This window comes from Sphingomonas ginsenosidivorax (assembly GCF_007995065.1).
Taxonomy (GTDB): domain Bacteria; phylum Pseudomonadota; class Alphaproteobacteria; order Sphingomonadales; family Sphingomonadaceae; genus Sphingomonas; species Sphingomonas ginsenosidivorax.
In genome coordinates this window covers 1,462,287-1,477,848 of record NZ_VOQR01000001.1, presented here as the reverse complement: position 1 = coordinate 1,477,848, position 15,562 = coordinate 1,462,287, and the positions used below count along the sequence as shown (strand labels likewise).

At 69.2% G+C, this 15,562-nt stretch carries 14 protein-coding genes; 9 read left to right on the top strand and 5 right to left on the bottom strand.

What is annotated here, in order from left to right; genetic code table 11:
* Positions 1-223 precede the first annotated feature (223 nt).
* From FSB78_RS06570 to FSB78_RS06555, 4 genes are all read right to left on the bottom strand, one after another.
* Complete coding sequence (locus tag FSB78_RS06570) at positions 224-1,639, bottom strand: dihydrolipoyl dehydrogenase (RefSeq protein WP_147081096.1); 1,416 nt, start codon at positions 1,637-1,639, stop codon at positions 224-226.
* A 90-nt stretch (positions 1,640-1,729) separates the two neighbouring features.
* Positions 1,730-2,290 carry a DUF1190 domain-containing protein gene (locus FSB78_RS06565; RefSeq protein ID WP_147081093.1) on the bottom strand — a complete coding sequence of 187 codons (561 nt, stop codon included), beginning with the start codon at positions 2,288-2,290 and terminating at the stop codon, positions 1,730-1,732.
* 10 nt (positions 2,291-2,300) lie between these two features.
* Positions 2,301-2,714, bottom strand: a complete 414-nt coding sequence (locus tag FSB78_RS06560) for a DUF350 domain-containing protein (protein ID WP_147081089.1) — start codon at positions 2,712-2,714, stop codon at positions 2,301-2,303.
* Between the two features lie 10 nt (positions 2,715-2,724).
* The gene (locus FSB78_RS06555) at positions 2,725-3,363 is read right to left on the bottom strand and encodes a DUF2491 family protein (protein WP_147081086.1); all 639 of its coding nucleotides are present in this window, start codon (positions 3,361-3,363) and stop codon (positions 2,725-2,727) included.
* A 148-nt stretch (positions 3,364-3,511) separates the two neighbouring features.
* Between FSB78_RS06555 and FSB78_RS06550 the strand changes: the two genes are divergently transcribed.
* The 4 genes from FSB78_RS06550 to FSB78_RS06535 are packed head-to-tail and all read left to right on the top strand — an operon-like array spanning position 3,512 to position 6,371.
* Positions 3,512-3,946: a YjfI family protein gene (locus FSB78_RS06550; protein WP_147081084.1), complete on the top strand. Its 435-nt coding sequence runs from the start codon at positions 3,512-3,514 to the stop codon at positions 3,944-3,946.
* Positions 3,947-3,966: 20 nt separating this feature from the next.
* On the top strand, positions 3,967-4,698 hold the full coding sequence (locus tag FSB78_RS06545; protein ID WP_147081080.1) for a PspA/IM30 family protein: 732 nt from the start codon (positions 3,967-3,969) through the stop codon (positions 4,696-4,698).
* Between the two features lie 3 nt (positions 4,699-4,701).
* On the top strand, positions 4,702-5,871 hold the full coding sequence (locus tag FSB78_RS06540) for a glutathionylspermidine synthase family protein (RefSeq protein WP_147081077.1): 1,170 nt from the start codon (positions 4,702-4,704) through the stop codon (positions 5,869-5,871).
* Positions 5,868-6,371: an ankyrin repeat domain-containing protein gene (locus tag FSB78_RS06535; RefSeq protein ID WP_147081074.1), complete on the top strand. Its 504-nt coding sequence runs from the start codon at positions 5,868-5,870 to the stop codon at positions 6,369-6,371. Before FSB78_RS06540 ends, FSB78_RS06535 begins: the two co-directional genes overlap by 4 nt.
* Before the next feature lie 100 nt (positions 6,372-6,471).
* Here the strand turns inward: FSB78_RS06535 and trhO are convergent, their stop codons facing one another.
* Positions 6,472-7,434 (bottom strand): oxygen-dependent tRNA uridine(34) hydroxylase TrhO, encoded by a 963-nt coding sequence (gene trhO / locus FSB78_RS06530; protein ID WP_147081071.1) that lies wholly within the window; start codon positions 7,432-7,434, stop codon positions 6,472-6,474.
* Positions 7,435-7,536: 102 nt separating this feature from the next.
* On the opposite strand from trhO, the gene FSB78_RS06525 reads away from it, so the two are divergent.
* From FSB78_RS06525 to FSB78_RS06505, 5 genes are read left to right on the top strand one after another with little or no spacing between them, the layout of a single operon-like run.
* On the top strand, positions 7,537-8,439 hold the full coding sequence (locus FSB78_RS06525; protein WP_147081068.1) for a DMT family transporter: 903 nt from the start codon (positions 7,537-7,539) through the stop codon (positions 8,437-8,439).
* Between the two features lie 4 nt (positions 8,440-8,443).
* Complete coding sequence (locus tag FSB78_RS06520) at positions 8,444-8,959, top strand: sigma-70 family RNA polymerase sigma factor (RefSeq protein ID WP_147081065.1); 516 nt, start codon at positions 8,444-8,446, stop codon at positions 8,957-8,959.
* 36 nt (positions 8,960-8,995) lie between these two features.
* Complete coding sequence (locus FSB78_RS06515) at positions 8,996-9,901, top strand: FecR family protein (RefSeq protein ID WP_147081062.1); 906 nt, start codon at positions 8,996-8,998, stop codon at positions 9,899-9,901.
* Positions 9,901-12,252 (top strand): TonB-dependent receptor, encoded by a 2,352-nt coding sequence (locus FSB78_RS06510; RefSeq protein ID WP_147084059.1) that lies wholly within the window; start codon positions 9,901-9,903, stop codon positions 12,250-12,252. The genes FSB78_RS06515 and FSB78_RS06510 overlap by 1 nt, the downstream gene beginning before the upstream one ends.
* A gap of 58 nt (positions 12,253-12,310) precedes the next feature.
* A complete protein-coding gene (locus FSB78_RS06505; protein ID WP_147081058.1) occupies positions 12,311-15,511 on the top strand; it encodes an autotransporter outer membrane beta-barrel domain-containing protein in 3,201 nt (1,066 codons plus the stop codon).
* The last annotated feature ends 51 nt before the right edge of the window (positions 15,512-15,562 follow it).

Below are 15,562 nucleotides of genomic sequence, written 5' to 3'. Positions count from 1 at the left end.
CCAAAGGTCGCGGCGTCGTCGACCACCACAAGGGTCAGCGAGTCGACTCGTGGTACGGCCAAGGGCCTGGGCGAAGCACGCACGCGCGATACCGGTGCCAGCAGGCCGCCAGCAACGACAAGACGGCGTGAGATTAGCGACTCCCCGTTGGGCATATTCTACCCCCCTGTCCATCATCTATCACGGACTGGGATTGGCCGCCAGACGACACACTGACGCGTTGTCATGTTCCTGGCAGGAACCCGTCGTCGCGGAATTGCGGCGGCTTGGCATGCACTGCGTGGCAGATGGCGAGCAACGCCGGCTTCAACCCCTCTTCGAAGGTCGGGTGATAGAAGGGCAAAGCGAGCGTCTGCGTCGCGGTCCAGCCCGACTGGATCGCCCAGGCGATCAGGTGCGCGCTGTGCTCGACCCCGGGGCCGGCCATCGTCGCGCCGATGAGTTTTCCGTCCGCCGCATCGGCGTAGAATCGCACCAGCCCGGCATTGCACGCCATCACCTTCGCGCGGCCCTGGTCGGTGTACGACGCGGTGCCGACGGCGATATCGGGCGCGCCGTCCTTTGGCACCACGCCGATCACCGCGACCGACGGCTCGGTGAACATGACCGCGAACGGCACCATCCGCTCGGCCGCGGTCACGTCGGGGAAGTGCGCGGCGTTGCGCCCGGCGATCGTGCCCTCGGACGACGCCTCGTGCAGCACCGGCCGGTCGTGGTCGGCATCGCCCGCGAGGAAGATCGGCGCATCGCCGCATTGCATCGTCTCGGTCCTGTAGGTCGGGCTGCCATGATCGTCGAGCTCGAGCCCCGTCGTCTCGAGCCCCAGACCCTTCAGCCGCGGCGGCCGTCCGGTCGCGACGAGCAGATAGTCGAACCGCCGCTCGCCGCTGTCCTTCCCCGTCCAGGACAGCCGCACGCCGTCGCGGTCGGGCACCGCCTCGGTCTCGACGCCGAGCTTGATGGGCAGTTCGCGCTCGAGGATGGCATGCAGCGCCTCGGCGACATGCGGATCCTTGAGCGCGCCGACCGCATCGCCCTTGTCGAGCACCATCGTCTCGACGCCGAGCCGCGCCAGCGCCTGCGCCAGTTCGAGTCCGATCGGCCCTGCGCCGATCACGCCGATCGAACCGGGCAGCGTCTCGAGGTCGAAGATCGTCTCGTTGGTGAGCACGCGGTCCTTCACCGCGTCAAACGTGTCGGGGATGAGCGGTGAGGCGCCCGTCGCGATCACCACCGCCCTGGCGCGAACCGTCCGCCCGTCGTCGAGTGCCAGCGTCGTGGGGCTGGTGAACCGGGCGCGTGCGCAGATCTTCACGTCGTCGGGGATCTTGGCGATCGATTCCTCGACGCCGCTGACGAACTTGTCGCGCTCCTTGCGTACCCGCGCCATCACTGCCGCGCCGTCGATCGTCGGGGTCGCCTCGACGCCGAACACGGGCGCGGTGCGAACCGCATGGGCCGCACCGGCGGCGGCGATCAGCAACTTCGACGGCATGCACCCCACGCTCGCGCAGGTCGTGCCGCCGAAGCTCTCGTCGATCAGCAGCGTCTTCGCGCCGTTGCTGCGCGCGCTGCGCTCGGCGGCAAGCCCAGCCGTCCCGGCGCCGATGATCGCAACGTCGCAGAATAGCTCGTCCATGGAATATCTCCGTCACCGGAGCATTCCGGGGTCTGGACCGGTGAACAGGCGAAGCCGCACCGGTGTTCCCCAACCTCGATTAGGTTTCGCCTAGCCGCCGAACCCGCGTCCGCCGAAACCGCCGCCGAACCCGCCGCGCGAGATCACCGAGCTGCGCGACTGGACGCGGGCAGGGGCCGACCGTGCCGCAGGGTTGAACGCGTCCGACCCGATCTGCGTCCGCCCCGTGGTGTAGTTGCGGCTGAGCATGCCGCCCGCACCGCCGAAATAATTGCCGTTGCGGTCGCGGTACATCGGCGCGCCGCGATAGCCGCCGCCGCCGTTGAGCATCTGCCCGACGATGAACCCGGTCAGCAGCGGCGTGAAGAAGCTGCCATTGTTGCGCAGCTGGCACTGCGCCTCGCCGAATTGTGCCTCGCACGACGCGCGGTCGCCGAACCGCGGGGCGTTCTGGTCGTTCGCCTTCTGCGCCTGCGCGAAGGCGGTGTCGCACTGTGCCGCCGGGATCGTCCCCGCCTGGCGGCATTCGGCGACGGTCCTGTAGCTCAGCGCGTCGACCGGCTTGCCGCCGACGTCCCCGTCGCAGGCGGACAGCGATACGCCCGAGCCCGCGATGAGCGTGGTCAGGACGATGGATCTGGAGCGTTTCATCTGCGGTCCTTCAGGCGGTCATGCACGCGGCGTTGAGGATGCCGACGCACAGCGAGATGCTGGCCATATAGGTGGCGGCGGCGATGTCGCCGCGCGCGATCCGGTCGCTGAAGTCGCGCATCAGGAAGTGGCGCACGATCGAGAAGGCGACGATCTGGATCACGCCCGCGAGCAGCGCCCACACCGCGAACTCGGCCAGGCTGACGGTATGCGCCAGCGCGGATGCGACCGGCAGGACATAGCCCAGAAGCGCGGCGCCCAGCGTGATCGCCGCCGCGGTGTTGCCCGCGCGGATCAGCGTGCGCTCATGATACGGCGTCGCCCATTGATAGATGATCTTGAACGCGATCGTGAACAGGCCCGCCGCGACGAACGCGATCAGGAAGGCGAGCGCACTGGCCCCGAAGCTGTAGGTATCGATCATATATCCCCCGTCATGCCCGGAATTCGCCGAGTTCGAGTGCGACGCCCAGCATGATCTCGAACGAGACCTCGCCGGCTTCGCTTTCCTGGTCGATCGCCAGCAGCAGTTCGCGCCCGTCGCCGGGCAGATCGCGGCCGAACAGCATGCAGGTCTGGAAGATTCGTCGGTCGACGATGCCGTCGCGGTCGTCGTGCAGCTCTTCCCAGAACGTCACCGGATCCTGCTCGCTCGCCTCGTCGCCGAACCAGACCCTACGATAGTCGGGCAGACCCTCGGCGGTGAAGCTGCGCGCGGACAGCCGCGACTTCCATGCCGGCCGCTCGGCGGACGACGAGGGATAGGCACTGTCCCACGGCGCGAACACCGTCACGTCGGTGACGTCCTGGCCCTGGCGATCGTTCGACACCGCCTGGAACATGATGTCGTCGTCGGTATAGAAGCGGTGCACGAACCCGCCCTCGTTGAGGTCGACCAGGCCCTGCGCGACGATGACGAGCGTGTCGCGGTCGAACGGAAACAGAAGATCGGACCCGAACCGCCGCCATGCGAGCGGGTCGAGCATCACCGTGCGGCCCAGCGTCACGTTGCGGATGACGGGAAGTTCTGACGCCTCAAGCGCTTGCTTGCGACCGAACAGGCGATCGAACATGGGAACCTCGTCTCTGCTGTGTGGTACCAGCATAGGACAGATCGGCGGGGTCCGCAAAGCCTTCGCGGGGGAACGTTGGGCGCAACGCTGTGGTATGCGGCTGCAACACGTCCTATGTGAGCGACACGCAAGCCCCGGGAGATCCTGCATGACCGATATCTGGACCGTCCGCAGCCTGAAAGCCGCACTCGATTCGTCCGCGCCCGTTCGCGCCGGCGAGTTCACGCCGCGCATCGTCGAGGGCGCGGACCCCGTGCTGCTCGTCACGATGCACCACCACGGCGATCTCGAACTGTTCGTCAACGTCAGCGAGGCGCAGATTTCCGCGTCCGTGCTGCTATGGCCCTGCGACGAGCAGGACGACCGCGCGGCGTTCAACGAATTCCTGCTGAAGTCGCAACAGCTCGTGCCGCTGTCCAATTTCGGCATTGGTAGCGTCGACGGACGCGATTATTACGAGCTGTTCGGCGAGCTCGCGACGTCGAGCCCGCTCGACACCGTCGTGATCGAACTCAACACGCTCGCGCAAAACGCCATCGACGCCGCGACCGACCTGCGCCACGCGCAGATTCCCGCCGCTTAAAACCTTACGGAGAGACTGGCATGGCCATCTGGAGCAAGCTTTTCACCCTCGGTCGCGCCGGCGCGCACGAAGCCGGCGCCGCTGTCGTCGATGCCAACGCGCTGCGTATTCTCGACCAGGAAATCCGCGACGCGGACCGGGCGCAGGGCAAGGCGCGCGACGACCTTGCCGGGCTCGTCGCCCGCCGCCGCATCCTTGAGACCGAGGTCGAGAGTTTCCGCGCACAGGTCGCGAAATACGAGTCCTCGGCGCGCGTCGCTGTCGAGAAGGGCAATATGGACCTCGCGCGCCAGGTAGCGCAGCGCATCGCCGACCTCGAACAAGACATCGCGCTGAAGAGCCCGCAGGTCGAGGATATGCGCACTGCCGAGGAGCAGATCCACACCGCGGTCGCGCAGACCGACCGCAAGATCGAGCAGCTCCGCCGCGAGGTCGAGGTCGTCAAGGTCAACGAGTCGGTCCAGAAGGCGCAGGCTTCGGTCGCGTCGGGCAGCATGGGCGCGGGCAACAAGCTGGGCTCTGCCGCCGACAGCCTTGCGCGGATCCGCGAGCGCCAGGCGATCCGCGGCGAGCGCATCAAGGCCGCGGGCGAGCTCGAGGATCGCCGCACCGGCGCCGATCTCGACGAGAAGCTGCGTCTTGCCGGGATCACGCCCGGTCATTCCTCGGCGGATGACGTGCTCGCCCGTCTCAGCGCACCCGCCAAGCCCACGCTGCAGATCGAGCAGCGCGACGACACCAAGGACAGCTGATCGATGAAACGGATCGCGCTCGACCCCCGCAGCGATTGGCGGGCCCAGGCCGACGCGATCGGCTTCGTCTATCACGATACCGGCGGCGCGCCGTACTGGGATGAGAGCGCCGCCTATGCGTTCACGCTCGCGGAGATCGAGAACGACCTCGAACCCGCGGCCGAGGCGCTTCACGCAATGTGCCTCGACCTCGTCGACACGGTAGTGCGCGACCAGGTGCTGATGGAACGGCTGGCGATCCCGCGCGCGCACTGGAACCTAGTCGCAGAGTCGTGGCGCACGCGCCAGCCCTCGCTCTACGGCCGGTTCGACTTCGCCTATGACGGCACCGGCCCCGCCAAGCTCTACGAATACAATGCCGACACCCCGACCTCCGTGTTCGAATGCGCGACCTTCCAGTGGATCTGGCTTGAGGAGCTGATCGGCAAGGGTATGCTTCCGCCGGGCTCGGACCAGTTCAACAGCCTGTTCGACAAGCTCCGCGACCGGTTCGCACAGATCTTCCCGACCGGCGGCTTCGTCCATTTCGCGGCCGACGCGACCGCGATCGAGGATCGCCAGACCGTCCGCTTCTTCGAGGATCTCGCGACCCAGGTCGGCATCGAGCCGAAATTCGTCGAGATGAAGCAGATCGGTCTCAACGGCGACGGTCGCTTCGTCGACGACGACGGGTTCGAGCTGCAGGCGGCGTTCAAGCTCTACCCGTGGGAATTCATGCTGCGCGAGGACTATGCGCCCAACCTCGCCAAGGCCGATGTCCGCTGGATCGAGCCTGCCTGGAAAGCGATCCTGTCGAACAAGGGGATCCTGCCGTTGCTGTGGGAGCGCCACCCAAACCACCCGAACCTGCTGCCGGCGTTCTTCGACGACGACCCCGCCGCCGCGATCCTCGGGCCGCGCTACGTGCGGAAACCGCTCTTCTCGCGTGAGGGTGCGAACGTCGAGCTGGTCGAGGAGGGCGGGACACGCACCGCGCTCGACGAGGGCTATGGCGCGGAAGGCTTCATCCGCCAGGCCTATGCGCCACCGCCGACCTTCGACGGCCGCCACCCGGTGATCGGCGCGTGGATTGTCGGTGACGCGGCGGCCGGGATCGGCGTGCGCGAGGACGACGACGTCGTCACGCGCAACCTCGCTCGCTTCGTGCCGCATTATATCGAGACCGAAGAATGACCGACGCCCGCGAACTGCCGCTGATGGAGCGACTGGTCGAGCTCTGGTTCGATGCCGCGCGCATGGGTCGCGACGACATGGTCCCCGCGCTGCTCGCTGCCGGTGTCGACATCGAGGCAACCGACGCGAAGGGCTACACGGCGCTGGTCCTCGCCAGCTACAATGGCCAGCAGAGCACGACCGCGCTGCTGCTGAAGCACGGCGCCGCGGTCGACGGCGCGCACGACGCACAGGGCAACACCGCACTGATGGGCGTCTGCTTCAAGGGTTATCTGCCGATCGCGCAGACGCTGATCGATGCGGGCGCCGACGTGAACCGCCCCAACGGTGCCGGCCAGACCGCACTGATGATGGCTGCGCTGTTCAATCGGGGCGCGATCATCGACCTGCTGCTCGCGAACGGTGCGGATGCGGGGGTCACGGACACGGCGGGCAATACGGTGCAGACGCTGGCGATCGCGCAGGGGAACACGGAACTGGCGGAGCGGTTCGCGGGCTGACCCACTCCGTCATGCTGAACTCGTTTCAGCATCCACCGTGCCACGGACGCCAGCGCTCGCGGTGCGGTGAACCCTGAAACGAGTTCAGGGTGACGGTAGGTTACGGCAGAACCGCGCCGACATGCGCCTCGCCCCGCGCCGCTGCGAGCTTTACCTGCCGCTCGCGCTCTGCATAGCCCGCCCGCTGACCTTCATTGCGCGAGTCATGACACGCCGGACAACTCACCCCTTCGACGAACAGCGCCGACGCCCGATCCGCCACGCTCACCGGCATGCGACACGCATGGCACAGGCCGTGCGTCCCCGGTGTGAGCCCATGCCCCACCGCCACGCGCTGGTCGAACACGAAGCACTCGCCCTCCCACAGGCTCTCCGCCGCCGGCACGGTCTCCAGATATTTCAGGATCCCGCCCTTCAGATGATGGACGTCCTCCAGCCCCTCGGCCTTGAGGAATGCGGTCGCCTTCTCGCAGCGGATCCCGCCGGTGCAGAACATCGCGATCGTCGGAGCGGGGCCGTCGCCGACCAGATCGTCGCGGTGCTCGCGGAACCACGCCGGAAAGTCGCGGAAACTCTTCGTCGCCGGATCGACCGCGCCCTGGAAACTGCCGACCCGCACCTCGTAGTCGTTGCGCGTGTCGATCACGATCGTCCCCGGTGCGGCGATCAGCGCGTTCCAGTCCTCGGGCTCGACATAATGGCCGACGCCCGCGAGCGGGTCGATATCGGGTTCGCCCATCGTCACGATCTCGCGCTTCAGCCGCACCTTCATTCGGTGGAACGGCAGGTCCGCCGCGCGCGAATATTTGACGTCGAGCGTTGCGCATCCCGGCAACGCGCGGATGTGCGCCAGCACCGCATCGATCGCGGCATCGGTCCCCGCGATCGTCCCGTTGATCCCTTCGGCGGCCAGCAGCAGCGTCCCCTTGACCCCGTTCGCACAGCAGATCTTGGCCAGCGGTCCCTGGATCGCGGCAATGTCGGCAAACGGCGTGAAGCGGTACAGCGCGGCGACGCGGATCGGCATCGCGTCCTCCGCGGTCGTGTCGTGATCGTCGGTCATCCCGGGGGCCCTAGCAAATCGCGCGGGCCTTCGCGACGATAGAACGGCCTTCCCCGCTGGGCGCCCGACCGGTATCGACCCCGGTACGCCTCCGTCCGAAGGATCGTTCGTCTGCCGTTCGTCGCGCTTATTCTCGCCGGTGTCTTCTGGGGCCTGGGCTTTCCGCTCGGCAAGCTCGCGCTGCGCGAGCTCGAACCCTCGCACATGGTCCTGCTGCGCTTCGCGGTCGCCAGCCTCGTGTCGCTGCCGTTCGCGTTTGCGAGCGCAGAGGCGCGCGCGCTGTTCCGCTCGCCGCCGGTGGTGATCGCGGGCGTGCTGTACGGCGTCGGCTTCCTGATCCAGTTCGAAGGGCTGGCGGGCGTCACCGTCACGCTCGCCGCGCTGCTCGTTGGCGCGATGCCCGCGCTGATCGCGGTCGCGGCACGGCTTTGGGGCGAACCCGTCAGCCGCGCCTCGTGGATCGGCGTCATCGCCGCCACGCTCGGCGCCGCGTTGATAGCGGGAAAGCCGGGCGCGGCGGGCACGCCGATCGGCATCATCCTGTCGCTCGCCTCGCTGCTCGTGTTCCTCGGCTGGCTGATCGTGCTCAAGCGGGTGCCGGTCACCCGGTCGGCAATGGCGGTCCCTGCGGTTATGCTGATCGTTGCGACCGCGGCGATCCTGCCTGTCGCGCTGCTGCTCCACGGTCCACCGCCGCTCGCCCTGTCGCCCGTCGCGTGGAGCGGGATCGTCGGGCAGGGGCTGCTCTCGACCTTCGTCGCCACCGCCGCGTGGCAATATGGCGCGTCGCGGCTCGACAGCGCGACCGCGGGGGTGTTCATCAACATCGAGCCACTGATCGGCGCGACGCTCGGCATCGGGCTGTTCGGCGATCCCGCCGGTCTGCCGCTGCTGCTCGGCGGCGTGGCGATCATCTTCGGCAGCATCATCGTCGTCCGCGGCGAGCGCAGCGCCCCCGCCGCCACGCACGCCGCGACCGCGACGCACGGCCTGTCGGTCGACTAAAGCCGTGGATGCGTCGGGTCTCGAGGCGGTCTTCCTCGCCAACCGCGGCGCGCTGCTCCGCTTCGTCGCGTCGCTCGGCGCGGGCGAGGCGGCCGAGGACGTCGTCCACGACCTGTGGCTGCGCATTGAGGCAGCGCCGACCGGCCCGATCGCGTCGCCGATGTCCTATCTCTACCGGATGGCGAACAACCTGATGCTCGACCGCCACCGCGCGGTGCGTCAGGCCGAACGGCGCGACCGCGACTGGACCGAGACGACCGGCGGCGCGGTCCCGGGGCAGTCCGACATGCCGTCCGCCGAGCGCGTCCTGATCGCCCGTGAGCAGGCGGCGCTGGCCGACGAGGCACTCCAATCCGTCGGCCCCCGCGCCGCCGCGATCTTTCGCCGCCACCGCATCGACGGCATCGAACAGCGCGTCGTCGCGGCCGAGTTCGGTGTCAGCCTCAGCACCGTCGAGGGCGACCTCCGCAAGGCGTATCAAGCGATGCTCGCGGTAAAGAGGCGGCTCGATGAGGGTTGATCGCATCGACTCCGTCATCGCGTATAGGAGGCCGTGATGGAGCAGCACGATATCGACGCACGCGCGCTGGACTGGGTCGTCCGGTTGGGCGATCCCGCGTTCGCGGACTGGAAGGCGTTCCAGGCATGGCTGGAGGCGGACCCGCGTCATGCGTCGGCCTATCATGCCGCGTCGCTCGACATCGAACAGATGGCGGCAGCCGTGTCGCCCGAGCCGGTGGTCGTCGCCCGGCGTCGCTGGCCGGCCTGGGCGGGCGGAGCGATCGCCGCGTCGCTGGCGCTCGTCGCGGGCTATGCCGCGCTCGATACTCGCGCGGATCCCTATGCCGTAGAGACCAGGGCCGGCACGATGCGCACCGTCGCGCTCGCGGACGGCAGCGCCGTGACGCTGGGCGGCGCGACCCGGCTGATGCTCGACCGCAACGACCCGCGCACCGCGACGCTGGAGCGCGGCCAGGCGATGTTCGTGGTCCGCCACGACACGGCCGATCCGTTCGAGGTGCATGTCGGCGCGGCGCGTCTCGTCGACGTCGGTACCGCGTTCGACGTCAAGCGGACCCGCGGCGAGACGCGCGTCGCGGTGTCCGACGGCGCGGTCGACTATAATCCCGGCCGTGACGGCATCCGGCTCGTGAAGGGACAGGGGCTGGTCGAGACCGATACCGGGGGCGCGGTGCGCGTGATCGCGGTCGACGTCGCCGGCGTCGGATCGTGGCGGAACAGCGTGCTCGCCTATGACGGGGCGACGCTCGCCGAAGTCGCCGACGACCTTTCGCGCGCGCTGGGCGTCGATCTGCGCGCCGAGCCGTCGGTGGCGGGACGCGCGTTCAGCGGCAGCATCGCTACCGCCAAGCTCGCCGGCGATCCGACCCGCGCCGCGCCCTTGCTCGGCGTCGCCGTCCGCCGGCGCGGCAATCACTGGGTGATGACCGCCCGGCCGTGATGCGTCGCCTCGTGCCGTTCGCCTTCGTCGCCCTCGTCGCGGCGCCTGCCGTGGCGGGCCAGCCGGCGCTCGATCTGCGCGCGGGCCGGCTGGGCGATGCGGTGCTCGCGCTCGGCCGCCAGACGGGAACGAGCATCGTCGTCGATCCCGCGATCTGGGCCCGCCGCGTCCCTGCGATCCGTGGCCGCATGAGCGCGCGCGCCGCACTCGACCGGCTCGCGTCCGCGGCGGGGGCAGACGTCACCGCCGCGGGTGCGATCGGCTGGCGGCTCGTCCCCCGGCGTGCGGCACCCGTTGCCGTCGTCCGACGGAGCGCGGTGGCCCCCGTCGCTCCCCCCGCCGATCCGGGACCCGATATCGTCGTCACCGCCAGCAAGCGCGACGTCGCTGCGCGCGATTTCGCCGGGCAGGTCGCGCTGCTCGACGGTCTCGACCTCGCGTTCGGCGGGGCAGGGGGCACCGACGCGATCGTCGCGCGGCTCGCCAGCGTCTCGTCGACGCATCTCGGCGCCGGCCGTAACAAGCTGTTCATCCGGGGCATCGCGGATTCCAGCTTTACCGGCCCGACCCAGACGACCGTCGGCCAGTATCTCGGCGACCTTCGCCTGAGCTACAACGCGCCCGACCCCGATTTGCGGCTCTACGACATCGCCTCGGTCGAGGTGCTCGAAGGGCCGCAGGGCACGCTGTACGGCGCGGGATCGCTGGGCGGGATCATCCGAACGGTGCCGAACATGCCCGAACTCGGCGCGGCGTCGGGATCGATCGTCGGCGGCGTAGCGACCACGTGGCACGGCGACCCGGGCGGTGATCTCGGCGCAACGCTCAACGTGCCGCTCGGCGACCGGACTGCGCTCCGCGTCGTCGGCTACGGCGTCAGCGAAGGTGGCTATATCGACAACCCGGTCCGCGACCGGAACGACGTGAACCGCACGACCATCTCGGGCGGCCGGGCGATGCTTCGCGTCGATCTGGGCAATGCCTGGACGATCGACGTCGGCGCAGTCGGCCAGCGCACCCGCGGCGACGACAGCCAATATGCCGACCGCAACGCGCCCCCGCTGACCCGGTCGAGCGCGATCCGCCAGGGGTTCGCTGCCGATTACGCGCTGGGGCAGGTCATCGTCTCGGGAGGGATCGGCGCCCTCAAGCTGCGCTCCTCGACCGGGATCGTCGGCCAGGACCTTACCGAACGCTACGACGCCACGGTCCCCGACGGCGCACCCCGCGTCTTCGCGCAGCGCAACGCCACCACGCTGATCGCGAACGAGACCCGGTTGTGGCGGCCGATGACGAGCGGGTTCGGATGGGTGGTCGGTACCAGCTTCACGCACAACCGCACGCGGCTGTCGCGCTCGCTCGGCCCCCTCGATGCCTCCGCGCCCGTGACCGGCGTCGTCAACCGCATCGACGAGATGACGCTGTACGGTGAAGGGAGCGTACGGCTGCTGCCCGGCCTCACCGCGACCGCAGGCGCACGCGCCACACGGTCGGCGCTGTCGGGGAGTGGCGAGGACGTCGCGCCTGCCTTCGCCCCTGCCGCCGTGCTGGCTCGCGCGCAGGTCACCGGAGATCGCACCGAGACCAGTATCCTCCCCTCCGCCTCGGTCATCGCCGCCGTGCTGCCGAAAGTGTCGCTCTACGCGCGCTACCAGCAGGGGTTTCGCCCGGGCGGGCTCGCGATCGAGGGCGATTTCGTCCGCCGCTTCCAGAACGACCGCGTCCGGACGCTCGAAAGCGGGTTGCGCTACGGGCTTGCGGGGACCGACGACGTCTATGTCTCGGCGAGCGTCTCGCACACGATCTGGTGCGATATCCAGGCCGACTTCATCGACGCTACGGGGCTACCCAGCACCGCCAATATCGGCGACGGCCGGATCTGGACGTTCGGGGCGACCGGCGGCTGGCAACCGGTCGCGGGCCTCACGCTGGATGCCGGCTTCACCTATAACGACAGCCGCGTGACCGAACCGAGCGCCGCCTTGTTTCTCGCGCTGCTGCGGATGAGCCAGGTTCCCAATATCGCGCGCTATGCCGGCCGGGTCGGGATGGACTACCGCCGCCCGCTCTCCGGCGATCTTGACCTGCGCGTCTATGGCGCGGCGCGTTATGTCGGTCGGTCGCGGCTCGGCGTCGGCCCGGTGCTCGGCGAAGAGCAGGGCGATTATCTCGACACCACGCTGACCGCGCGGATCGGTCGTCCGGCGTTCGGCCTGACGCTCGGGGTGACCAACCTGTTCGACAGCGTCGGCAACCGCTTCGCGCTCGGCACGCCGTTCCAGCTCGGCATGGGGCAGATCACGCCCCAGCGACCGCGCACGCTGCGCCTCGGCCTCGACGCCGCGTTCTAGCGGTTAAGGTTCGCTCCCGACGTCTCCGTCCTCCCTCTGAAAACAAAGAGGGTATCGTATGCGTCGTCTCCTGCTGACCACCACCTGCCTGTTCGCCGTCGCGGCGCCGGCTTATGCCCAGACCGTCATCGACGCCAAGCGCAGCGACCCGGTCCGGACCTCGACCGTCAAGGCGGGCGCCCCCGACGCGATCCGGATCACCGCGACCGGATCGGTCGTCCCGACCGCCGGCACCGCGGCGACGGTCGACAGCGCCAACGCGGTCGTCAACGAAGGCACGATCCAGATCAGCAACGCCGACAATGCGACCGGACTCCTCGCCAATGCCGGCACCGGCGGCGGCATCACCAACAGCGGCAAGATCATCCTCGACGAGACCTATGTCGCGACGGACACCGACAAGGACGGCGATCTCGACGGACCGTTCGCCGCAGGTTCGGGCCGGACCGGGATCCGTACGTCCGGCGCCTATGCAGGCGCGATCGTCAACAGCGGCAGCGTAACCGTGCAGGGCAACAACTCGGCCGGGATCTGGCTGGGCGGACCACTGACCGGCGCGTTCACGCATGACGGCACGACCTCGGTCACCGGCAACGGATCGACCGCGGTGCGGATCGCCGACGTCACCGGGAACGTCCGCCTCGCCGGCACGATCGCCGCGATCGGGCAGGGCGCCGTCGCCGCGCGGGTCGATGGCGACATCGCCGGCGCGCTGGTGGTGCAGGGCGCAATTGGCGCGACCGGCTATCGCTATGTCCAGCCGCCCGCCGATCCGTCGAAGCTCGACGCCGACGACCTGCTCAAGGGTGGGTCCGCGCTAGTCGTCGCCGGCAACATCTCGGGCGGCATCGTTTTCGCGGTCCCCCCGAAGGACGCCAGCACCACCGACAATGATGAGGACAAGGACGGCATCGAGGACGCCAAGGAAGGCTCCGCCGTCATCACCGGCTATGGGGCTGCGCCGGCCGTGCAGATCGGCGCGGCGACCCGCGCGGTGACGATCGGCGCGGTCGCCGGGACCGGCACGGGCTACGGCCTCATCGTCGACGGCGGCATCGCAGGCAGCGGTGTCTACGCCGGCATCGAAGGCAACGGCCTCGCGATCGGCGGGCTTGGCGGCGCGGTGACGATCGCCGGCGGCATCGGCATCAACGGCACCGTCTCGGCGACCGCCAACGGTGCCAGCGCGACTGCGCTCCGCGTCGGCCGCGGTGCGAGCACGCCCGAAATCCGCAACGCCGGGATCATCGCGGCGTCGGGCGGCGGCACGACCGCCTCGCGTACGACGGCAGTTCTGGTCGACACCGGCGCCACGGTCGGCACGATCCGCAACAGCGGCGCGATCCGCGCGACTGCGCAGGCTGCTGATGGCAGTGCCAACGGCATTCTCGATCGCTCTGGCAGCGTCTCGCTGGTCGAGAATAGCGGTGTGATCAGCGCGTCGGGCGCGCTCGCCACCTCGGAGCGCAACGTCGCGATCGATCTCTCCGCGAACAATGCCGGCGTCATCGTCCGCCAGACCGCGGTGGCGGCCGGCATCGCCGCACCGGGCATCGCGGGCGATCTGCGCTTCGGTGCCGGCAACGACCTGTTCGACGTCGCCGACGGGACCGTCGCCGGCACCGCGCGGTTCGGCGCGGGCAATAATCGCCTCGCGCTGTCCGGAGATGCCGCGATGACCGGCGGCGCGATCTTCGGTGCCGGCAACGACACCGTGGCGCTGGCCGGCACGTCGAGCTTCGCCGGCACCGCGGATTTCGGCGGCGGCAGCGATACGCTGACGCTGGCGGGTACGTCGCGCTTCACGGGCAGCATCGCGAACGCGGCGAACCTCGCGGTCGCGGTTACGGGCGGTACGCTGGGCGTCACCGGTGCAGCCTCGATCGCGTCGCTGTCGGTCGGCGGGCAGGGGGTGCTCGCCGTCACGCTCGACAAGACCGGCGGCACTGGCACGCTGATCACGGTCGCCGGCACCGCGTCGTTCGACAAGGATTCGAAGCTAGCGCTGCGGCTCGCCAGCATCACCGATGCGGAGGGGCGCTATGTCGTCCTGCGCGCGGGCACGCTGACCGGTGCGTCGAACCTCACCGCGACCACCGCGGTGCTGCCGTTCCTCTACAAGGGCAGCATCGCGACGGGCACGGGCAACGACCTCGCGGTCGACGTCCTGCGCAAGACGTCAGGCGAGCTCGGCCTCAACCGCTCCGAAGCCTCGGCCTATGACGCGATCTATAAGGCGCTCGGCACCGATGCGAAGGTCGGCAGCTCGTTCCTCAACATCACCGATGCCGAGGTGTTCCGCGGATCGGTGCGCCAGATGCTGCCCGAGCATGCCGGCGGCACGTTCGAGACCGTCACGATGGGTTCGCGCGCGGTCGCCCGCTCGCTCGCCGATCCGCACGGCCCGTTCAAGGACCAAGGCAATTGGGGCTATTGGGTGACGCAGGTCGGGTTCGGCACCGCCAAGAGCCTGGGCGACACCGCCAGCTACGACGTCAGCGGCTGGGGGGTCTCGGCCGGCGCCGAGTACAAGACCGGGGTCGGCAATTTCGGCACGTCGATCGCCTATCTCGACGGTCGCGACGCCGACGGCGGGACCGCCAACGAAGTCAACACCGCGCAGTACGAACTCGCTGGTTACTGGCGTGGCCATTGGGGCGATCTGCAGGCCAATGCGCACGTCGCGGGCGCGAGGGTCGCGTTCGACGGCATGCGGCGCTTTACCGGTGCGATCGGCAGCGAGGCGGTCGAACGCACGGCGCGGGGTGACTGGAACGGTACGCTCTATTCGGCGTCGGGCGGCGTGTCGTGGGACGGCGGCAAGGGCAGGTTCGTGTTCCGCCCGGTCCTCGCGCTCGATTATTACACGCTGAAGGAGGACGCCTACACCGAGACCGGCGGCGGCAAGGCGATCGACCTCGCGGTGCGCGCGCGCAGCAGCGACGAGCTCGCGGTCACGGGCAGCGCAGCGGTCGGTCTCGACTTCGGCGGGCTGGATCCCGAGCGCGGTTGGTTCCGGGTCGAGGTCGAGGGCGGTCGGCGCGAGCTGATCGGCGGTGGCCTCGGCGCGACGACCGCGTCGTTCGACGGCGGCGAAGCCTTCACGCTGACCCCCGAGGATCGCACGAGCGGATGGGTCGGCAAGCTCCGCGCGGTCGGCGGGTCGGAAGGCTATCGCATCGGCGGTGAATTCAACGCCGAACAGCAGCAGGGCCGCGCCGCGCTGTCGCTCCGCGCGACGTTGCAGGTTGGGTTGTAAGGACTAGAAATCCTCCCCCGCCAGGGGGAGGTGGCGCCGAAGGCGTCGGAG